Below are 22,199 nucleotides of genomic sequence, written 5' to 3' on the forward strand. Positions count from 1 at the left end.
TTTTACGCCAAATGGAAACCAGTTAGAAGCATGAATTACGAAATAGCTATTTTTTTAGTTATACATCGCTACTTTAATTACTTTCCGTGCCTTCATATCCATGAATACCTGTTCTAAATCCTGTAAAGGTCGGTGTTCACTAATAAGTAAGTCAAAAGGAATTGTACCACTAGCGATGAGCGATAAGGCTGCTTTCACATATTCTGGTGTATTGTGAAATACGCCTTTGAGAGTAAGTTCACTATAGTGCAATTGTTCGGTATTGACAGAAATTGTGGTATCTCTTGGACAACCACCAAATAAATTGATAGTTGCACCAGGACGACCGCAAGCGATCGCCGTTTCCCAAACACTCGGTACACCAGTAGCCTCTATAACTACATCTGCACCCCAACCAGCGGTTAATTCCCTAACTGTGTTGGCAATATCCGTAACTTGATGATAATTAAAAGTCTTTGCTGCACCGAACCTTTCACCAATTTCTAACCGTTGGTTATTCCCACCCCATAATATTACCTCAGTATATTTCGCTAATACTGCCACAAACATCAAGCCAATTGCGCCATCACCCAAAACCACTACTTTGTCATGGGGTTTGACACCAGAACGGCTGATACCATGTAATACACAAGCCAGCGGTTCAGTCATCGCCGCTAATACTAAGGGTAAATGTTTAGGAACTGGTAATAAATTATGCTCAACTATAGGAGCAGGAATTTTCAGATATTCCGCAAATGTCCCATTATTCCAAGTTAAATGGGGACATAAAGAATATTCTTGGCGTTGACAAAATAAACATTTCATGCAGGGAGCAGAATTATTTGCTACCACGCGATCGCCTACCCGCCAATTCGTCACCCCAGCGCCGACAGCGACAATCCGTCCTGCACCTTCATGACCAAACAGTGTCGGCGGTGTCAACATTTTAGCATGGCCACCACGTCGCCATACCTTCAAATCTGTCCCACAAGTAGTGGCTGCTTCCACCTGAATCACCACCTCGCCGGCTTCGGGAGTCGGGTCAGGAACTTGTTCTAGGCGTAAATCCTCTTGTCCGTAGAGTAGTGCTGCTAACAAAATTTTTCACCCATAAAAAAGAAGTATGGCTTAAACCACGCTATCAAAACCTATTAAATACGCTTTTATACCATACTTAATGACATCGGCATATATTTTGTATTTAAAATTAGCAATTCCTGCTTTTACCTAAATTTATGCTGATGAGTTTTCTATTCCCCATGTTGAAAAATTCAAGAACTCAAAGCCGTTTGGGGTAAAACTTCTTGATTACGGGTTTCCAACTTAGATAGTAGATTAGATCCACTACTTGTATTTAAAACTGGTACTTCTTGTCTACAGGAAAGACAAAACCAATAAACCTCATGATGACGGACATGACGCAGAACCGAACCACCACAGCAGGGGCAGGTGTTAACTATGATACTCATAAAATGTCCTCCTTAAAAAAATTAAACCCTGGCAATGTTATGATTGATCTCGACATCACCATTAAACAATTCAAAATTCTAAATTTATGGTTTATTTAGTAACATTCATTTTTTATAGTTTTTTATTCCCCCATTCGCAATTCTCAGATTTAGAGAAATTGGTGGTAAAAACCTCTCAATAAATGCTAAATTAACCAGCTTTATGGGATATTTATCCAAGCTGATTCTTTGATCAAACCAATGAAAACCTGTGAGAACATTATCAAACTATAAACTAGTATAGTCCTTATTCATCTATCTTAGGGATCATAAATATATAATTTTCATGAGATAATTACTTTACCATTATTTTGCAGTCGTTTTAATAATTAACTCATGAAAATTGCTACTTGGAATGTGAATTCTGTGCGGACACGTTTAGAACAGGTTATCAATTGGTTAACAGAAAATCCGGTTGATGTTTTGTGTTTACAAGAAACCAAAGTCATAGACAAGGACTTTCCTAATCTTGCGTTTGAAAATTTAGGCTATTATCCGTATATTTCCGGGCAAAAATCTTATAATGGTGTGGCTTTAATTAGTCGTCAACCTTTGACAGATGTAAATGTGGGTTTTGGTGCTATTTTGCCAGAAATAGCATCAGCATGGGATGAACAAAAACGGGTAATTTCTGGTGTAATTGAAGGAGTAAGAATTGTTAATCTTTATGTTCCCAATGGTTCAGCTATCGGTAGCGACAAGTATGAATATAAGTTAGGCTGGTTAAAAATTCTCAAGGAATATTTACAGACTTTACTATTATCAAATCCTGCTATTTCTATGTGTGGTGATTTTAATATTGCCTTAGAAGATATAGATATTAATGATAAGGTAAAGATAGATAATCACATTATGGCATCTGCATTAGAACGTCAAGCGTTACGAGATGTTCTCAGTTTAGGTTTTGGAGATGCTTTTCGTAAATTTAACAACGCAGGAGAAAATTATAGTTGGTGGGATTATCGGACTGCTGCTTTTAAGCGTAATTTAGGTTGGCGAATAGATCATCATTATCTTACACCAACTTTGTATGAACGCGCCCAAAGTTGCACTATTGATATTGAACCCCGGAAGTTAGTTCAACCTAGTGATCATACACCAGTAATTCTGGAATTTTAACAGATTTTAGATTTCAGATCCCCGACTTCTCAAAGAAGTCGGGGATCTAGTTTTTCTTGTTTTTCAATTATCTCCCTAACAATAAACCTCTAAAGAAATAAATCATATTTGTGAATATCTGTTCTATCCATAATATAGACTGATCTAACCATTCCAGAATTTGTTCTAATGGGTGTTTTTCATAACCTAATGATGTGGCAGAAATATCAATCCAGTCAGGCTTAAAATTAAATCCTTGGCTGGTTTGACTATCTATTTCTGGAAATTCCTCATTTTTGGGTTCGGTTGCTTGCTGACCTATTTTGCGGTGAATCTTAGAGAATTCTCTTTTTGCTTGAGGTTGCTGTACTGATTCCTCAAGTTTGGTATTCGTTTCACCAAATAAATCATTCCATGTCAACCAATTATCTCCTAAAGAATCACGAGAATCTAACTGATTATTTGATGATAAAACCTTTTTAAAATCAGATTTATTTTGGAGTTTTTCTGGAGAAGAATTTGAGTCAATTTGATAATTATTTCTACCTCCAAAAAAGTAATTTATCGCGGCTGCTATTAAATCAGAAATTTGTAGTTGCGGAGATTTTAAATCATCGTGATTAACTGCTAATCCATTAACCTGATTTTGGAAATGATTGACAATTTCCTGGCTATGTTTTTGGACAGGAACTAAAGCCGTAGTTTCTAAATTAGCAATTAATTGATCGAGAAATCCAAAAAGTTTAATGGGATTTAATAGAGATTTTCGTGCTATGATAGAATCTTCGTCAGTTAGCTTATTCAGCAGATGATCAATTTTGGGCAATAATTCTTTTTGCTGGTAAGCAATTAATTGTAAAGAATACCGATATTCGCTAATTTCGCTATTAATTCTATCTGCTAATTTGACGTTTTGCTGCGGTGTTAAAACATCGAAAATCCGATTATCAGCACTGACTAAGACTAAGTTTCGGGTTTGTAATTCTATAGCAATTCCCTGTACCGTGGGTATATGCTGTTGGAGAGTATTTTCTGAAGTTGGAAAATTCGGCTTGGGAAAAATTTTCTCCCACAAAGATCCTAAAAATGTGAAGGGATTTGTTTTTGGGGAAGTTGGTAAATCAGCATCTCCAGGAGGAAGATTTTTGACAACATCTAATATAATTTGAATTGGTGCGTCACTAGAGGGGGGAGTTGATGAATGTAATTGTTTTGCTGTGCCATTTTGTTGCCATAATTGGTAAAGTGGATAAAGTAGAGAACCTACACCCAACCCAGTAGCAACTTGCAAATTTTTGACGGTGTTTTCCCATTTTTGTGTCAACCGTCGAGAATGCTGGTAGACAAAGTTAAAGAGTTTGCTTTGATAGCGGTTTGAAGAATCGGAAGACATGGTAGGTAATTATGTGTAAGTTGTAGGGTGAGGTTATGAAACTCCCAGCAAGTTGTAAATTTTCGTCAGTGTCAATTATTTATATTATTTTATTGGCAATATGAATCTCCCTGTATCCTCATTAAATACCAAATCTATATCCACAGCAATTGAAAATTTGCGTTCTTGTTGTCAAGTTGATATCCAGTCCACCTGGAGATATCAGGAAACTGACGAGGTAGTTACTGATTTTATCCCATTTAGTTTAACTGATTGGCAACCTGTTGAGCTAAATGAAAAAGATCATATTTTCTGGAAAGGGGGAAAACAGGTATTATGGTTAGGACAAAAATTTTCTGTTCCTGAGAATTTACACAACTTTCCCTTAACGGGTTTGTCTTTGCGCGTGGCTTTGGTATGGTGGGCAGATTTAGCGGAAGTATATGTTAATGATAAGTTAGTATTGACGGGAGATTTGTTTGATTCTTCACCGCGAGTATTACTCAGTTCTAGTGTAACTCCTGGGGAAGAGTTTACCATAGCTTTGCGGTTGGTGAGTCCGGGACATTGTGATGGGGCGTTGATGCGATCGCTTGCAATTTATGAATCAACAGATTACAATCATCCTGATGCTGGTTTTATTGCTGATGAATTAGCAGTTACGGAAATTCTTATCCAAAACTTCGCACCAGAAAAAATTCCAAATCTAGCTAGGGAAGTTGAGAAAGTTACAAATCTTAAAGACGCAGAAAATCAAGATTGGAAAACATATTTGGTGAATTTGCGAGAAACCTATGTGGGTTTAGCTGAATTTATCAACGCCCAAAAATATAAAATCAATTTATTAGGTCATGCCCATTTAGATTTAGCATGGTTATGGCCTGTAGCAGAAACTTGGAAAGCAGCACAAAATACTTTTGAGTCAGTTTTACAACTCCAAAAAGATTTTCCCGAATTGATTTTCTGTCATACCACACCGGCGTTGTATGCTTGGGTAGAAGAAAACCGTCCCGACTTGTTTAGAGAAATTCAAAACCAAGTTAAAGCCGGAAAATGGGAAGTTTTGGGAGGTTTTTGGGTAGAACCGGATTTAAATTTAATTGCTGGTGAGTCTATAGTTCGTCAGTTATTATATGGACAAAGGTATTTTTTGCAGAAGTTCGGAAAAACATCTTCTGTAGTTTGGGTTCCCGATACCTTTGGTTTTTGTGCGACATTACCCCAATTTTTAGCAAATGCGGGAATTGAATTCTTTGTGACGCAAAAACTCCGCTGGAATGATACAACTAAATTTGATTATGACTTATTTTGGTGGCGATCGCTCGATGGTAGTCAAACATTAAGTTTCATGTCCGCACCTATCGGCGAAACCATCGAACCTGTTAAAATGGCCAAGTACGCTTGTGAGTGGAAAACTCAAACAGGTTTACAAGATTCCCTTTGGCTTCCCGGAGTTGGTGATCATGGTGGTGGTCCAACTCGTGATATGCTGGAGACTGGAAGACGTTGGGAACATTCCCCAATTTTCCCCAAGTTAGAATTTACAACTTCGGAAAAATATCTTCAATTCATAAAATCTGAAAGTCAAAATTTACCAGTTTGGGAAAACGAACTTTATTTAGAATTCCACAGAGGATGTTATACTACCCACGCAGACCAAAAACGCTGGAATCGTAAATCTGAACATCTATTATATAGTGCTGAGTTATTCGCAACTTTAGCAAATATCCTTTGTGGTGCGAAATTTCCGCAAACAGAAATAGAAACCGCGTGGAAAAAAGTTTTATTTAACCAGTTTCACGATATTTTACCCGGTTCTTCCATTACCCAAGTTTATGAAGACGCAATACCCGAATGGGAAGCGGTGGAAAAAATGGGAACGAAAATATTAGAAGAGTCCTTAATCGGAATCACATCCAAAATCAATATACCACAACCTCCCAATTCTGAAAGTATTCCCGTCATAATTTTTAACTCTCTCAACTGGGAACGTGCGGAAGTTGTTACAGTTGACTTATCAAAAATCATCACCCCAAATTATCCAACCTGGAAAGTTGCTGATATTCAAGGAAAAGAAATTTTATGCCAAAACTGCGAAAATTCAACTTTATTATTTTTCGCAACCATCCCATCTATAGGTTACAGCATTTTCTGGATTTCTCCCTCTTCCCCCCAGCCGAAAATATTCCCCAAAAACTGGATATTAGAAAACGAATATCTGCAAATTCAAGTTAACCCCGAAACCGGAGATCTAACCAGCGTCTTTGATAAAATTAAACAAAGGGAAATTTTAACCGGTGCGGGAAATCAACTTCAAGCTTTTACCGACAGCGGCCAATATTGGGATGCTTGGAATATAGATCCCAATTATAACACAAAACCCCTACCTCCAACCGAATTAAAATCAATTCAATGGCAAGAATATGGAGAAATTCACCAACGGTTGCGAGTAGTGCGTCAACTGGGAAAATCGGAATTTTGTCAAGATTACATTTTGGAACTTGGTTCACCAATTTTGAAAATAACTAATACTGTAAATTGGCAAGAAAATCAGGTATTAGTAAAAACAGCCTTTCCTCTCAATCTCCAAGCCGAATTTGCCACTTACGAAATCCCCTGCGGTGCTATTCGTCGTCCCACAAATCCCCAAACCCCCGCCCAAAAGGCAAAATGGGAAGTCCCCGCTTTACATTGGGCAGATTTAACCACAGATACAGAAGTCGGAAAATACGGAGTTAGTCTCCTCAATGATTGTAAATATGGTTACGATGCCCAACCTAGCCAACTGCGTCTGACTTTGCTAAGAAGTTCCCATTGGCCAGACTCCCAAGCTGATAGAGGAATACACGAATTTACCTATAGTTTATACCCTCATTTGGGCAGTTGGGAAGAAGCAGAAACTGTAAAACGTGGTTATGAGTTAAACGTGCCTTTTGAAGTATTAGTAAATCCAGATAATTATCAATGTAATTCAGATGGTTGTCAAAGTCAAAGTTTTCTATATTTATCAGCAGATAATTTGATTTTAATGGCACTTAAACCCAGTGAAGATGATTCGGAGAAATTCATTCTTCGCTTTTATGAATGTCATGGAAAAACAGCGAATTTATCTTTACAAAGTCAGATTTTAAATTTAGGAGAACCAGTTGATTTATTAGAGAATTGTCTTAAATTAGAGGAAAATATTCAACCTTGGAAAATTGTGACATTTCAAGCCACATTAATTAATTGTTCTCAGGATTTAGCTAAAGATAAATGTTTACCATTTTCTTTGTAAATAATTACTGTAAAGGTGCGAATTTTCATAAGTTTTATTGCTGAATTTCCTCCTTTTCTGTATTGACAAATACTGATGCAATTTAATAAAATAGAAAGGGCTAATCTTTTTCAAAAATAACTTATGGGAATTGAAGAATTATTGCTACCATTTCGAGAACAAATATTAAAAATTGCCACTAAGTATGGTGCTTGTAATCTGCGAGTTTTTGGTTCTGTTGCTAGAGGTGAAGCAACACCAGATAGTGATATAGATTTTTTAGTAGAACTTAAACCACAAAGTAGTTTATTTGATTATATTGGTTTAATGCAAGATTTAGCAGCATTGCTAGGACGAAAAGTGGATATTGCTGAACCTGGTAATTTACATGAATTAATTAGAGATAAAGTATTAAGTGAGGCTGTACCTTTATGAAAGATGAGCGTTTGTATTTAAGTAATATTAAAGAATGTATTGAACGAATAGAAGAATATACGAAAGGTGGTAAAGAGGAATTTATGCAAAACAAGATGATTCAAGATGCTGTAATTCGCAATTTTGAAATCATTGGGGAAGCAACAAAGAGATTATCACCTGAGTTGAGAAGTCAATATTCTGATGTTCCTTGGCAGCAAATGGCAGGTTTACGAGATGTTTTAATTCATGATTATTTAAAGGTAAATCTTAATTTAGTTTGGCAAATTATTGAACAAAATTTATCTAATTTGAAAAGACAAGTTACAGCAATTTTGCAAAATCCATAACATCTCGTAGGGGTTTAGCATTGCTAAACCCCTACAGAATGTCAATATATTCAATAATGTAATGGCTTTATTTTTCAGGAATAGCAGATAACAAACAACGTAAAGCACGATTCACATCTTCTGATGTTTGAAAAACTTTATTCTTCATCAGGATCAAGAATTACAGTAATTTTATTTTCTGAGGTAGTAGAAAACCGATTAGGACGAGCTTTTGTATAATCGAAATTATACTCTGGTAATAAATCACCAGCATCAAAATCATCTTCTTGATTCATTGGTGTTTTGTTCATAAATCTTTGTTTAAACTAGAGATATAGTTTTTATAGATTTTCTATAAATTCTTCAGGAGTAATTTGTGCTTGTTTAAGAACACCGCTTAATGTACCTACTTTTAATTCTGGATGTAATGGTACAACACAACCAACTTCTCCATTAATTGTTTGTTTTTTCATGATTACATGACTACCTGTTTGTCTAATTTGATAAAAACCCATACGTTCTAATGTCCGAATTGCTTCTTTACTAGAAATTCGTGGTAATTTAGGCATAAGTAACCTCTATGCTAGTCACATATCTAGGAGAGGTTTCTGGTAAAGGAAATTCTTCTAAATAAAGTCGTGTTGCTTCTTTTAAACCTGTTATTGCTTGTTCTATAGTTTCTCCTTGATCTACAGTACCAACTTCTGGACATTCAGCGATATACATATCATCTTCTTTGTAGATTATGACTGTAAAACTGCGACTTTTCATAATTTTTATGAGGGTTACATCTATGTTTATTTTAACATAAAAGGTAAGGGTTTAGCATTGCTAAACCCCTACAATATTCTCGTTATTTCAAGCCGTAGCAAACTCTGTGAAAACTCTTTTACTGGGATGATGGAAACCCAAAACAATATCATTTTGCGGTATTCCTGCTGATAGTAAATCATCAACTATACATAAATCTGTTGCATCTTCTTCTACCCAAACTTTGCCGTTTTTAATGGTAAGATAAATGATGATATGCTGTATTTGCTTTTTGTCATCCCAACCAAAACGAAACCAAATATATTGATCTCTGTTTTCATCAATAGCTAAACGTTCACTAACTTCAAATTCATATTTTTTTGAAATTTGAGTATTACTCATTTCGTAATATTCAGTCAATATTTTTTTGATAATATTCCGGTATTGTTCTAGTTTATCCATTGCTGAATTTCCTCCTTTTCTGTATTAACAACTATTAACAGCAGGTGATTTTCCTGAATTACAGCTTGTACAGATTTTCGTTGAAAAAATTTCTCATAGACAACATCATCAATAGCTAAATAGAGTTTATATTCTGGTGCTGTAAGTTGAATGAGATTCCGATATACTATATATTGTCCCAAGGCGTTATGAAAATCATACATCAGCGATTTGCTGACAAAACTTTTAATTTCCACAACTATTTTCTGTCCTTGACGTTCTGCGGCAATTGGTTTTTCTGCTGCTAGGTCTGCGTATAGTTCGGCATCCTCGTATTTGATAATATAAGGGTTATCTGTGATAGTCTAACGGTCTTTTATCAATGCGTTTTTGACTTCGTTATGGTAGATATCTTTGGCTGGCATATTGGCATTATTTAATTATACTCTAATTGTAGTTTCAGGTAAGGGAAATTAGCAATTCTTGATTCTCGGTTAGCAGAAGCAGCTAGTACCCTGCGGCGTAAGTGAATGAACCATTTTTTAGCCTTGTGGTCAATCAAATTTTCGGAGCTTTTAATGGTCATGTTATTTGCGCCAACCTGTACTAGTGGTTGTGGTGTTAGTTTGGTTGTTTTTGATTAGGGTTGGTTAATGTATGGGTGGAGAATAGAAGGTAAAATAAAGATAATAGTAGCTATAATTAATTCAATAATTCTTGTGTTTTTTGAGCATTTTGTGTATTACCTTGTTGTTGAAATAGTTGTTTTGCAGTTTCTAAATCTTTAATTGCTTCTTGTTTATTACCTTTGAGAATATAAGTTAGGATTCGACCATAATAAGCCTTTCTATTTAGGGGATTTATAGTGATAGCTTGAGTGTAATCTTGGATGGCTTGATCTAAATTTCCTTGTTTACTATAAGCATTACCTCGATTATAGTAAGCATTTTCATACTTAGAATTTATAATAATAGCTTGGGTATAATCAGCAATAGCTAACTCAGTCTTTCCTTGTTTACTATAAGCAACCCCACGATTATAGTAAGCTGCTGCAAATTGAGGATTAATGGTAATAGCTTGGGTAAAATCAGCAATAGCCTGATCATATTTTTTCAACTCACCAAATATTTCTCCCCGCACTTGATAAAGTGAAAAATCAACTATATTGTCTGTTTTAGCTTCCGTAATTCCTTGATGCAATGCTAACAAAGCATCTTCATATTGTTTTAAAGCCTGAAAAATCGAACCCTTTGATAAATAGGAACGATAAAAAGTTGGTTGTTCTCTAATTGCTGCATTGATAGCAGCTAAAGCGAAATCATATTTTTTCTGTCCTCGCCAAATCCAAGCAACATTATAAAAAGCTTGCCAAGAATTTGGATCTTTGCCAATGGCATTTTCCATCGCTGCAATTACATTATCTATATCAGCAATGCGCCATAATTGAATACCATAATTCAGCCAATCTTTACCACTACCATTCACAGGGTCAGGTGCTGAAATATTTGGGAAGAATGCTAAATTAATTGAATTAAAATCAGATGATTTTGGTTCAATTTTAGCTACAGTTAATTTAGCTTGGGGTAACTGCCATAACCCATCCTTTTGATAGAACAAAAAACTTTCAATAGACAAACCCAAACTATATCCTAAAACATCCTTTTCAGCAAAATTATGAATACCAACTAATCTCCCCTCTGTATCCCAAATCCCCCCGCCACTCATACCCGGATACCCTTGATTGCTATATGCTAATTCATACCCTCTCGGTTTAGCCCAAAAATCTGTATTTGTTTCAATAGTTCCCACACTAAATAATGAAGGATGATTTAATTCTTCCCCCTTCCAACCATAAAGAAATACATATTGTGCTTTATCAGACAATTTATAATCCCCCAAAGTAGCAACTTGATAAACCTGAGAACTACGAAACTGTAAAACAGCCATATCAAGTCCCTGTCTGGTGCGAATAGTCTGATTATCCACCTTATATACTTGTTTATCAGGTGCAACAACTTGATACTCCTGTTTATTTTCCACCACATGAGCAGCCGTTAGCACATAATAAATATCATTATCCTTAGCAATAATTACCCCGCTACCAATACCACCATTAGCCTGTTTAATCTGCACCGAAGACTGTTTAGCAATATCTAAAACCTTAGCCGGAATACCGCCAATTTTCCTAATTACCCTCTCAGGAAACAAAGCTAAATCAGGTGCAGCTTCATCCACTAAATTAACTGCAATACCCCAACTATAATTACCCCATTCCTTTAAAGTTTTCTCATCAGGTTGTTCACCTTGTAAATATCGAAAATCAGTTTGTAAAACCGGGTGAGCAAGTTTACTATTTATCCCCACCAAATAACCTTTTTCATTAATAATTGCTCCTCCACTCATCCCCTGTTGAATATCATTATCATAGGCTATTTGTTGTCCTTTAATTAACGGCTGATTTAAAAATAATTTCGCTGTACCTTTGGTAGTTTGCAAATTACCTTTAACATATCCTCCAGCAAAAACCTTTTCTCCTGGTTTAATATTCTCTTCCCCTAAACCAGCAACTAAATAAGTGGTTTCACTGCTAAAAGTCAATTTAGCTAAATCATATAAATCATCTTTTTTATTATCTTGTCTATCTACCTTAGAAAATTCAACGGGATAAATTTGATTATCTGGAGTGACAACTTTCACAGATTTAGCATTTTCTATCACATGATAATTAGTGAGAACAGTATAAAAGCCGTTTTGTTTTTTAATAATAGTTCCTGAAGCTGCTTCTTTATCATCAACTAGGACTTTTACAGTAATTTCTTTTAAGACATCTTTTAATTCTGATTCTGATAAAGTCCCTGGTTTGCGTGCGAACAAGGAAGAATTACAACCATTGATAATAATAGGAGAAGCGGGAAATAGGAGAACAAAGAATAATAATAAATGGGATAATTTGTGTAATTTCATAGATGGTAATCCTGGTATTTGGTAATTTTGTTGTTGGTTAATTTTCCGTTTGTTTCATAACCCGTCGGGGAATCAATTCCCCGTCTAATAGCGAAAGTCCGTTAAAACGGACTAAAAAATTCTTCCATTGGTATTTGATAATTTGGTTATTGGCTAATTTTCGATTTGCTTCATAACCCGCCTGGGAATGAATTCCCAGTCTAATAGCGCAAGTCCGTTAAAACGGACTAAAAAATCCAAAAAATCCTTCCATTCAGTCGGTTTTAACCGACTTTAGCTTTGAGACAGGGAATTTATTCCCTGGCTTTATTGGCTTTATTGGCTTTGTTCCTATCTTTATTTATTAAACACTTTGAATATATCAACAGTACAAGTTAAATTACTACGAGGTTTTACTGCACAAGAAGAAGTTAGATACGCTTTGGAGGCATCACCATTTAACACCGCAGTAAAAGATTTTAATTCCACATCAGCATCATCTGTATCTAATAATGTTAAAATCAAAGTATGACAATCTTTGCCTGTGCTGGTGCATAAAGACTTTAAGAGTTTGCGAGGGTCATTTTCAGCTTCAGAATAACCCCAAGTTAAATCTTTCAAACTTCCATTATCATAAGCAGTTTGTAATTTTGGTGTTACTTCCTGACATCTTCGTTGAGGAGGAAAACCAGCTTTTACAAAATTCGTGCGTTTCCACTCTATTAAATCTCGCGTTTTGTCTTGGTATTTAACCTTAGCAACAGGTTCTCCATTACCGTCTGTTTCACAGGAGAAAACAACCTTTTCAGATTTTTGACACGCTGTGAATGTGAGGTTTAAAATGAGTATACTTGGAAATAATAGCCACTGATAACTTTTCATAATTGGGATTGTCTTTGTGCTGGATTATTATCTTTATTGTCTGAATCAGGATGTCCAGGATTTAAGGATGTACAGGATGAATATGGGGATTTTATCACTAATTACCTATCTGTCACCCAAGCTTTAATTACATAATTACCACTTGCTGCTTTTGTTGATGTAATTTTAAATTGATAAGTACCCGTTTCTACCATAATAGAAGCGGTGAAATCATTATCTTTTGTTCCTACATTAGATACAGGATTAAAGTATTTATCATCTGGTTTCATCATCGTGAGTTGTGGTTGAAAATCATTGCTGATTATTTGCACTGTTAAATATTGTCTTTGATCACTTTTAAAAGTATAAACATCATAAGTTTTATTATTGGATAACTCTTTTTGATCTGATGATGTTAGTTGTCCTGATTTGGCTTTACCATCAGCTATTAGTTGATCATTAGATTTGGGTAATATGGACATAACAGCCATAACTACACTAATAATCAGGATGATTCCTGAAATAGTGCCAAGAATTAATTTCCAGGGAATTGGAGGTGCTGGAGGTGGGGGTGCTTGATTTCCCATTAATGCTTGTAAGGCTTCTTTGGCGGTTTGAAAGCGTTTTGTATAATCCTCACAAATCATTTTATTTAAAATATCAGCAAATTCAGGACGTACATTTGCTTTTGTTCGCCAATTTTCAGCTAGTAAAGGTGTATAACTGGGATCTTCTCCCGTGATAGCAAAGACTCCAATCATACCAATAGAATAAATATCACTAGCAAAAGATACTATTCCCAATAATATTTCTGGTGCAATATATCCTTTTGTTCCTCCCATAACTGAACCTACTTTTATTCCCGGAACGGTTACTTCTTTCGCTAAACCGAAATCAATGATAACTAATTTATTATCACTACTTCTGCGAATAATATTATCTGGTTTGATGTCTCGATGAATAATTGCATAACCAGGATTATTTTGAATGTACTCGAAGACTTCTAGAATCTCAATTAATAAAGATATCGTCTTTTCTTCTGATAATCTTTGATTTTGTCTGACGTCTTGACTTAAAGAATTTCCTTCAATATATTCTTGTACATAAAATTCTTCTCCACCTTCTGAAAATCGTTCATAAATTGTGGGAATTTGTTCATGTTTCTCACCAAGTTTACCTAATGCTTGCGTTTCTATTCTGAACAGCCTTAAATATTCTTGCCAATATTGATTTAATATTTCTTGCTGTTGTAAAATAGATAAGTTTTCAATATCTAATTTAGATGCAGTAGGTTTTTTGAGTTGTTTTAAAATCCGAATTGGTTGATTTGGATGATTAGAGTCTTTAACTTTATAGGTAATGCCAAAACCAGTATGATGAGATAAAAGATCGATAATTTTGTAACGTTCTCTCAGCAAAGTCCCTATTCGCAAGATATTATTCATAAATTATCTAAATTCAATATTGAATAATATACACCAGCAAAGCAAGAATTAATACTGAATCACAACCGGATGATCTGTGATAAACGTCTCCTCATACCCAATAACCAATTGACTTAATATTATGAATCAAACCTATACAACAGATGTCCTAGTAGTTGGTGGAGGCACAGGTGGAACAGCGGCTGCTATCCAAGCAGCACGACGAGGTGTAAAAACAATCCTTGTGAGTGAATTTCCCTGGTTAGGAGGAATGCTAACCTCTGCCGGTGTATCTGCACCAGACGGAAACGAATTACAAGCATTGCAAACAGGTTTATGGGGAGCTTTTTTACAAGAATTGCAACGTAGACAACCAGGGGGATTAGATCATAGTTGGGTCAGCTTTTTCAGTTATGATCCGCGGATAGGTGCAGAAATATTTGCCGACTGGGTGCGAGAATTACCGAATCTTCAGTGGATTTCGGGACAAGTGCCATTAGCAGTGTTGCGAACCCAAGACTGTATCACAGGTGTCCGCTTTGCAGATTTCACCGTCAACGCCAAAATTATCCTTGACGGCACAGAATTAGGAGACTTATTAGCATTAGGAGAAATACCTTACCGTTGGGGTTGGGAATTACAGTCAGAATGGAGAGAACCCAGCGCCCCAACAAATTTTAACTCCCTGACCCAAACTTATCCAGTCCAAGCACCAACCTGGGTAGTAGTCATGGAAGACTTTGGCGAAAATACCGCCCCAGCAATTCTTCCAGCCCCTAACTATGATCCATCTCAGTTTACAGGAGCTTGGGATAACTATAGTCCAGAAAAATTTTTGAACTATGGACGCTTACCAGCAGATCGATTTATGATTAACTGGCCTATTGCGGGCAACGATTACTGCCAAAATGCCAATCGGTTGCTAGACTCAGTGAAAAAGCGCGAATTTGTGCAAGAATGTTATTGGCACAGTCAGAATTTTGCCCATTTCATTCAAACCCAGTTTGGTAGGCGTTACGGATTAGCAGAAAACCTGTTTCCCCATCCTAACTCCGCCTTTGCCCTCCATCCCTATTATCGGGAAAGTCGCCGTCTAGTAGGCTTAACTACCGTTTGTGAACAGGATATTTTGCCTTTAGCCAACAGTAATACCGCATTACCATTTTCTGATGCTATCGCTGTTGGTAACTATGCCAACGATCACCATTATCCTGGTGTAGAGTTCTCACTGCAACCTAAATCTATCCGCTGGGGTGGAAGATGGACAGGAACACCCTTCACTATCCCCTATCGCGCCCTGGTTCCTGCTACTACAGATGGTTTGCTAGTTTGTGAAAAAAACATTTCCGTTTCCCACATCGCTAACGGCGCTACTAGACTTCAACCAATAGTCATGGGAATTGGACAAGCGGCAGGTATGGCAGCTTCTCTTTGTATTGTGCTAGAATGTCAACCCAGGGATTTACCAGTGAAGAGTTTGCAGGCTGCATTATTGACAGACGACGATGCACCTAGCCCAATTGTTCCCTTGTTTAACTTATTAACTAATCATCCCGATTGGTTGTACTGGCAAACTTATTATTTAGACCACCCAGAAGCTTATCCTGCCGATGGTAACTGTCCTTGTATTTTAGTCGATGAAGATAATAAATTAGATCTCGACTGCTTTACAGGCAAATTCCGACGACTGGGTGAGCAAAATTACCAATTTAATATTACAAATGACACCAATTTAACTACAACAAATTGGCAGCTTGTGACGTTGAAATCTGATATAGACCAACAACTGCAAGCTTTGACCCCAGAAAAAATACTCAAGATTTGGGGGCGACCAAATTTCTCTGGAAATTGGTTACTTGTTGAGCATCTTGAAGAAGTATAAAATGAACATTTATTCAGTAAACTACAATACTTTTTCCCGAATTTTCCGGACAGACATATAAAAGTTAAGTATTAGTGAAGTAGAGAGTTCTAAAATAGACATCTACTATGCGTGCTGCCATTTCACTTTTAGTATCGAGTCTGGTCCTTGGCTCCTTAGCTTTTAACTGCGAAGCAGTACAGACTCGTTTTTCCGCTCTGTCAATGGCTAAGTCCGATTACCAGCTTTCACCTTTGGTGTTAAACCAGAGTTTCAACCTGGCTGATAACTCCAAACCTAGCCCCAACCAACCCGAAAAGCCCAATCCTCACCGAGGTAGTGGTCGTAGAGGATTAGATGGATAAGTTGGCAATTTCAGTTCTGTTATGGAAGCGTCAAAGCGTAAAACCTGCCAACCCAGAAATGATATTACCGGATTATTGGATCTTTTAAATCCTGCATACCACTTCTTGAATCGAAACGATATAGACAGTTACAGCACTACACTTGTTTGATTCTATCGTTTGTAAATTTCCCTTTCACTGACACCAGATATAGATAGTTACAAGCACTATATCTTTGATCAGTCCCACGGCTACTGCGTCGTCACGCAAGCTATCAGTATTGCAATTTCTCTGCTAAAAACATAGACAGTTACAGCACTTCATCTCTCGAAAATTGTTCAATATTTCATCAAAACATCCGGTAATTACTCAAACCTTGGCGTGTATTGGTGACCAATTCACTAATACACGTACCAATCTCACCTGTGGTAATCGCGCCCGGTACACATTGGGCGTTAGTAGGTGGGAACAATTACCGGAAGTGAGGAAAAAGAAAACTTTTCTTAGTTATCAACCTTCATTGTGAATACTGAATTTCTAGTGACTTGGTTTGTGAGCAATCCAATATTTACTGACGAAGTGAACTTGGGTTTCTATTTGCTCAAATCCAGCTTTTTCTAACCGCTCTACCAGGTTATCTGTAACGTAATGATTGTAATAAGGTTCATGAAAAGTCTCTGAGAAGTTTTTGACAACTAATTCCATCTCCGGTAGATCATTTTCTTGAATGGAATCACAGATGATAAAAACGCCTCCTGGTTTTGTGACCCGAAAACACTCTTCAATTACAGTTTGACGAACTGCCGCTGGTAACTCATGAAACAGAAAAACACAAGTTGTGCCATGAAAATAATTATCTCGATAAGGCAACTCTTCGACATTTCCTTGCACGAGTTGCGGTAATTCTCCAGGAATTTGGGATAATAGTTCGTTGGCTTTCCGCAAATAGGCTGAGGATAAATCTATACCAAATAAAGATACGTCGGGTAAAGCTGCTCTGATTAACTTCAGTGTTCGTCCAGTACCACAAGCAATATCTATGACTCGGAGTTGTTCTTGGGGAATATGGTCAAATGCTGTTAGTTGGGATTTGAGAGGACAGAGGATGCGTCTTCTCATGGCATCAGTTGAGCCACCAAACAGAATTTCCACCTGTAAGTCATATAAATTGGCGGACAGTTCACTCAAATAGCCATTTGTTTGGTAATGGAAGTTTTGTAAATAGTAGCTGGGATAGTTGTCTGTGGCTATTTCTTGAGAAAATTCTTGATATTTTCGGTTTTTAATGCGTTCCCAGATGTTTGGTAAGTCTAAGCATATTAATGGATAGTAACGGAAGAAATCGTCCCAAGAATTATCAAATAATAAATTTTGGGGATACACACCTGCTTGACTATCTTCCCAGTCTCTTGCCAATAACTGGTTCATATTGTCTTGAAGTTGTGTGAGCAATTTCGGGGATAAAGGACTGATATTGGGCTGAAGTGATGGATAAATTAGGTTTTTGATCTGTGAACTTACGGTTTTGTGAGCAAAAGCAAAGTAATTCTTCCCTGATTGCAGAGCTTGGTAGCTTAATTTTGTGAAAATATCAAACATAGATAAAATTAAGTTTTGTTGAGTGTGTCGAGTTTTATAGCTCGTCCAGATTTTTATAGCCAAAAAAATGGAAAATGTAAATCATTCATGACAATTTTTACCTGTTAACAGGTGTGAATGGTTTATTTTATGGAACTGCAAACTGCGATAGTCGCTCTTTTAGTCTTCTATGTCGCCTGGAATTTGGGTGCAAATGATGTTGCTAATGCGATGGGAACTTCTGTGGGTTCTGGGGCTATTACGCTCAAACAGGCAATCATTATTGCTGGGGTGTTAGAGTTTCTGGGTGCTGTCTTGTTTGGACAAGAGGTAACATCTACCCTTGGCACGAAAATCGCTAATCCAGCCTTATTTGTGACGACACCACAAACTTTAGTGATGGGAATGATAGCGGTACTGCTAACGGCTGGGATCTGGCTACAAATTGCTACAGCTAGGGGTTTACCTGTGTCTTCGTCTCATGCCATTGTGGGAGCGATCGCTGGCTTTAGTTGGGTAGCTTTAGGAATAGAAGCAATAGATTGGTCATCCATTGGTTTAATTACCATTGGCTGGATTTTAACACCAATAATTAGTGGCGCGATCGCCGCTGGGTTTTATAGTCTGATTCAACATTGGATTTTTAACCAACCCCAGCCCCTATCCCAGTTACAGGAATGGATTCCCTGGTTAAGTACATTGCTATTGAGTGTATTTGGCATTATCGTTCTCCCCACAATCACTCAACCTCTGAGTCAGTTCTTACTCACAGAGGGAAAATTGAATATTCCCCCCCATGACATCACCCTATTCATCGGTGGAATGGCTGCAATTAGCTTGACTTTGATCAGTTGGCGACAATTGGCAAATAGTCAAATTGACAATAAAATTCAAGGTTTATTTGCCAAATTTCAAGTTTTGAGTGCTTGTTTCGTGGCCTTTGCTCATGGTTCTAATGATGTTGGTAATGCGATCGCCCCCCTAGCAGTAATTTCCTACATTAATCAACAAGGTAAAGTCCCCAGTGATCAACTCACCATTCCCCTCTGGATTCTAGTTCTCGGTGCGATGGGGATTGTCGCAGGTTTAGCAGTTTGGGGTAAAAAAGTTATCGCTACCATCGGCGAAAATATTATTTCCTTAGAACCTAGTAACGGATTTTGTGCCGAACTGGCCACAGCCATCACCATCTTAATAGCTTCCCGCTTAGGTTTACCCGTTTCCACCTCCCACGCCCTTGTCGGTGGAGTTGTGGGTATTGGACTGGTACAGAACATTAAATCAATAAAATTTGCTACTATCCAAAATATCGCTGCGGCCTGGTTAATTACAGTCCCCATCAGTGCCGCCCTGAGTGCCACTATTTTTACCCTCATGGCAATTTTCTGGCAGTGAACTACCTACACTTCCCTTGCGGGTAAGTATAGGCTTCCTACCCAGTTAACAGCTTTTTGCTCTTCGAGAACAACAAGACTTATGTTAAGGCCATAGGCTGACCCCTCGTTCCAAAGGCAAAATCAATGGCAACTATCAATCAATAGGTATTCCGCACTGATTTGATGCTTGTAGTTAGGTATTCATTTGTAAGACTTTCATCACTATCATTCCTGAAAAAAATGATAGATAATAATCTTGTAATAAGTTAATTAAATTTATAAGTTCAGTGAAATTGTTCAGTTTCCTGTCTTTTCTCAAGGAAACTTAATACAGATGTTGGTCTGGTATCCGGGGCAGCAACTTAATCATCAAGGTGTTAGAGGCTAGAAACTGATGGGGCGATTTGAGAAGCGACCAGAAAACCCACGCATTAGAGGTGAGCTATCCAGAGCCGCAGAAAATGCCCTATGGGATGTAGTTGAGGATTTAGAAAATCTTCAACAAAATCTATTGAGGTCGTTACAGGAAGACGTAAAACGCTTAGAAATTGAAAAAACCAGACTATCTACCGATATTCAAAAGTTAATTGAGGAAAAAGAACAGTTACAACAATCACGGCAAATTACGGAACAGCAAGTATTAATCCGTCAATTAGCAGAAGTTTTAGCCAAACACATATCTTCCCAATTACAATCCTCACTAAAAACTTTAGCTACTCAAGCCGTAGAATATAATCCCTCTGATCTAGTCACGTTGCAAAATGCTCAAATAAATAATAATACAGTTAATGAAATCGGACAGAATGTCACTAATATGCTAGACAGTCTGGATGATAACGTCACTATTGCCTTTAATTCCCTATTACAAGAACTCAAAAACTATCAAGGTGATCTTTCCCAACAGTTGTCACGGATGTATAGCCAACAACAGCAAGGGGAAGCAATATTAGCAGAATTTGTAAATCGTCTCCGCAGTGAAGTAGAAAAAAATCGAGATGCAAACTCTCTCAAGGTAATAACAGGGGGCCCACCCACAGTTTTACAACTAGCTGATAGTCTGCGTGGTGAAGCCATAACTCATCAAAATGGAAATGGGGAAAAATCCTCACAAAAAATCATTGTCGAACCAGTTACTTTAATTCCTCACCAATCCCCACAGGGTGATTCTACATCAGCAGCCAATGCGGTTATATTATCTTCACCAACAGAGAAAAGCCCCGAACCCAGTTCTTTCGTAAATCCAGATTTACCAGCAATACCAGAAAATCAAAGCCCTGAACTCAGTTCTTTCGTAAATCCAGATTTACCAGCAATACCGGAAAATCAAAGCCCTGAACTCAGTTCTTTCGTAAATCCAGATACATCACTGGAAGACAAAAACTCTGAACTTAGTGCTGTTTTGACTTCTAAAGTATTAACAGCACCAACATTAGGAGAGACAAAACCTGAACCAGTTTCTGTTTTAACTCCTAATTTATCAACAGGACGACCGCCAACACCAAAATTAAGGCGCGAAACAACATCTAAACAAAAAACAACGCCTAAACAACCAGCAACTCCTCAGCAACCAGCAACTCCTAGACAACCAGAAACTCCTAGACAACAAAGATCCCGCACCTCTCCCAACTGGTCACAGTTGCAAATAGGTTTCCTCTTGATCTGTTTGTCTACAGTGGTTTCGTCTCTTTATAATGTAGCAATTAAAGCAATTTTCTTTACAGCTTCTAACCCCTTGGGCGGATTGCCAACCCAACAGTTAATCTTTCCCACATTGGGGAATATTTTCTTAATTTTGATGCTACGTTTATTAGTGGTTGTACCATTAATGTTACTTTTATCGCCGATATTACATCCTCCTATTTGGCAAGAGCTAGAAAATTTATTTGCTTCATTACGGGCAAATGCAACCCCTGTTCAGAACAAAACTAAACAGTCCTTGTTTTTGTCAGTAATTAGCGGTTGTTTATTATTTTTATCCCAGGTATTTATTTACATTGCTATCGGTGAAGTCACAACAGGAATAGCGATCGCCCTCTTCTTTATCTATCCAGTTATGAGTGTCTTCCTATCCTGGGTTCTATTTCAGGAACGTCCCAGTTTAATGGTAACAGGGGCAATGGCAGCAATTTTTTGTGGTGAATTATTAGTTTTAGGCAGTCAGTCTGTAGGGGTGAATAATACCTCACTAGGAAGCACCACGGCCATTCTGTCCGGGATAGCATTTGCAATTTATGTTATTCTGACGAGAATATGCGCTACTAAACTCAAACTACATCCAGTATCTTTGACTTCAATTAACTTCACTACCATGTTGTTATTAAGTTTTATTTGCTTAATCATCCCTTTACCCAGTAATTTAGGTTTAGCAATTAGCTCATCGAATATCCTGGAATTGGTGTTAAGTGCTTTTATATTAGGTGTCTTGACTTTGTGCGGTTACTTATTCAATAATTTTGGCATTCGTAACCTAGGCACTCCTGTATCCTCTTTAATTGGAGCTACAGTCCCAATTTTAACCGTAATTTTTGCTGGGGTAATGCTACAAGAATCCCTAAATATTGCCCAAGTGATCGGAGTTATCTTGGTTACGGTAGGTGCAGCAAGTATTAGCTTGAAAAAAACACCTAATCAGCTACAACCTAGTGAATGAGTGGGGGAGGTAGGG

General features: G+C 37.2%; 20 protein-coding genes and 1 pseudogene. 8 read left to right on the top strand and 13 right to left on the bottom strand.

From position 1 onward, the window contains the following. Positions 1–54 precede the first annotated feature (54 nt). Entirely contained in the window at positions 55–1,077 is a 1,023-nt protein-coding gene (locus FJR09_RS02835; protein ID WP_168651704.1) for a zinc-binding dehydrogenase, read from the bottom strand. A gap of 173 nt (positions 1,078–1,250) precedes the next feature. Further along, positions 1,251–1,448 (bottom strand): hypothetical protein, encoded by a 198-nt coding sequence (locus FJR09_RS02840; RefSeq protein WP_148763472.1) that lies wholly within the window; start codon positions 1,446–1,448, stop codon positions 1,251–1,253. Between the two features lie 375 nt (positions 1,449–1,823). Here FJR09_RS02840 and xth point away from each other — a divergent pair, with 375 nt between their 5' ends. After that, on the top strand, positions 1,824–2,606 hold the full coding sequence (xth, locus tag FJR09_RS02845; RefSeq protein WP_168652960.1) for an exodeoxyribonuclease III: 783 nt from the start codon (positions 1,824–1,826) through the stop codon (positions 2,604–2,606). Between the two features lie 67 nt (positions 2,607–2,673). Here the strand turns inward: xth and FJR09_RS02850 are convergent, their stop codons facing one another. Next, positions 2,674–3,978, bottom strand: coding sequence for a hypothetical protein (locus FJR09_RS02850; protein ID WP_015078283.1), 1,305 nt, complete (start codon positions 3,976–3,978; stop codon positions 2,674–2,676). Positions 3,979–4,078: 100 nt separating this feature from the next. Between FJR09_RS02850 and FJR09_RS02855 the strand changes: the two genes are divergently transcribed. The 3 genes from FJR09_RS02855 to FJR09_RS02865 all read left to right on the top strand — a co-directional run bounded on the left by FJR09_RS02855 (position 4,079) and on the right by FJR09_RS02865 (position 7,977). Continuing rightward, positions 4,079–7,234, top strand: coding sequence for an alpha-mannosidase (locus FJR09_RS02855; protein ID WP_168652959.1), 3,156 nt, complete (start codon positions 4,079–4,081; stop codon positions 7,232–7,234). Between the two features lie 123 nt (positions 7,235–7,357). Continuing rightward, on the top strand, positions 7,358–7,648 hold the full coding sequence (locus tag FJR09_RS02860) for a nucleotidyltransferase family protein (protein ID WP_168652958.1): 291 nt from the start codon (positions 7,358–7,360) through the stop codon (positions 7,646–7,648). Beyond that, a complete protein-coding gene (locus FJR09_RS02865) occupies positions 7,645–7,977 on the top strand; it encodes a DUF86 domain-containing protein (RefSeq protein ID WP_015078280.1) in 333 nt (110 codons plus the stop codon). The genes FJR09_RS02860 and FJR09_RS02865 overlap by 4 nt, the downstream gene beginning before the upstream one ends. A 137-nt stretch (positions 7,978–8,114) precedes the next feature. Here the strand turns inward: FJR09_RS02865 and FJR09_RS02870 are convergent, their stop codons facing one another. The 9 genes and pseudogenes from FJR09_RS02870 to FJR09_RS02910 all read right to left on the bottom strand — a co-directional run bounded on the left by FJR09_RS02870 (position 8,115) and on the right by FJR09_RS02910 (position 14,396). Continuing rightward, positions 8,115–8,267 carry a hypothetical protein gene (locus FJR09_RS02870; protein ID WP_235081923.1) on the bottom strand — a complete coding sequence of 51 codons (153 nt, stop codon included), beginning with the start codon at positions 8,265–8,267 and terminating at the stop codon, positions 8,115–8,117. A gap of 30 nt (positions 8,268–8,297) precedes the next feature. Continuing rightward, positions 8,298–8,525, bottom strand: a complete 228-nt coding sequence (locus FJR09_RS02875) for a type II toxin-antitoxin system HicA family toxin (RefSeq protein WP_015078279.1) — start codon at positions 8,523–8,525, stop codon at positions 8,298–8,300. Beyond that, a complete protein-coding gene (locus tag FJR09_RS02880) occupies positions 8,518–8,727 on the bottom strand; it encodes a type II toxin-antitoxin system HicB family antitoxin (protein ID WP_015078278.1) in 210 nt (69 codons plus the stop codon). Before FJR09_RS02880 ends, FJR09_RS02875 begins: the two co-directional genes overlap by 8 nt. Positions 8,728–8,814: 87 nt before the next feature. After that, positions 8,815–9,168, bottom strand: coding sequence for a XisI protein (locus FJR09_RS02885; RefSeq protein WP_015078277.1), 354 nt, complete (start codon positions 9,166–9,168; stop codon positions 8,815–8,817). Next, positions 9,156–9,572: pseudogene (locus FJR09_RS02890) on the bottom strand (XisH family protein). Before FJR09_RS02890 ends, FJR09_RS02885 begins: the two are co-directional and overlap by 13 nt. 11 nt (positions 9,573–9,583) lie before the next feature. Next, positions 9,584–9,733, bottom strand: a complete 150-nt coding sequence (locus tag FJR09_RS02895) for a hypothetical protein (RefSeq protein WP_158310494.1) — start codon at positions 9,731–9,733, stop codon at positions 9,584–9,586. 116 nt (positions 9,734–9,849) lie between these two features. Continuing rightward, positions 9,850–12,111, bottom strand: a complete 2,262-nt coding sequence (locus FJR09_RS02900; protein ID WP_174783236.1) for a tetratricopeptide repeat-containing serine protease family protein — start codon at positions 12,109–12,111, stop codon at positions 9,850–9,852. Between the two features lie 336 nt (positions 12,112–12,447). After that, positions 12,448–12,972, bottom strand: a complete 525-nt coding sequence (locus FJR09_RS02905; RefSeq protein ID WP_015078265.1) for a COP23 domain-containing protein — start codon at positions 12,970–12,972, stop codon at positions 12,448–12,450. 101 nt (positions 12,973–13,073) lie between these two features. Beyond that, entirely contained in the window at positions 13,074–14,396 is a 1,323-nt protein-coding gene (locus FJR09_RS02910) for a serine/threonine-protein kinase (protein WP_168652957.1), read from the bottom strand. Positions 14,397–14,514: 118 nt separating this feature from the next. On the opposite strand from FJR09_RS02910, the gene FJR09_RS02915 reads away from it, so the two are divergent. Further along, positions 14,515–16,257, top strand: coding sequence for an FAD-dependent oxidoreductase (locus FJR09_RS02915; protein WP_168652972.1), 1,743 nt, complete (start codon positions 14,515–14,517; stop codon positions 16,255–16,257). Between the two features lie 107 nt (positions 16,258–16,364). After that, positions 16,365–16,601: a heterocyst-inhibiting protein PatX gene (gene patX / locus FJR09_RS02920; RefSeq protein ID WP_015078262.1), complete on the top strand. Its 237-nt coding sequence runs from the start codon at positions 16,365–16,367 to the stop codon at positions 16,599–16,601. A gap of 516 nt (positions 16,602–17,117) precedes the next feature. On the opposite strand, the gene FJR09_RS02925 is transcribed toward patX, so the two are convergent. Beyond that, positions 17,118–18,179, bottom strand: a complete 1,062-nt coding sequence (locus FJR09_RS02925; RefSeq protein WP_168652956.1) for a class I SAM-dependent methyltransferase — start codon at positions 18,177–18,179, stop codon at positions 17,118–17,120. Between the two features lie 129 nt (positions 18,180–18,308). Between FJR09_RS02925 and FJR09_RS02930 the strand changes: the two genes are divergently transcribed. Continuing rightward, positions 18,309–19,553: an inorganic phosphate transporter gene (locus tag FJR09_RS02930; RefSeq protein ID WP_168633614.1), complete on the top strand. Its 1,245-nt coding sequence runs from the start codon at positions 18,309–18,311 to the stop codon at positions 19,551–19,553. A 375-nt stretch (positions 19,554–19,928) separates the two neighbouring features. Beyond that, complete coding sequence (locus FJR09_RS02935; RefSeq protein ID WP_015078259.1) at positions 19,929–22,184, top strand: EamA family transporter; 2,256 nt, start codon at positions 19,929–19,931, stop codon at positions 22,182–22,184. Positions 22,185–22,199 lie beyond the last annotated feature (15 nt).

It is taken from the genome of Dolichospermum sp. UHCC 0406, assembly GCF_009712025.1.
GTDB lineage: Bacteria > Cyanobacteriota > Cyanobacteriia > Cyanobacteriales > Nostocaceae > Dolichospermum > Dolichospermum lemmermannii.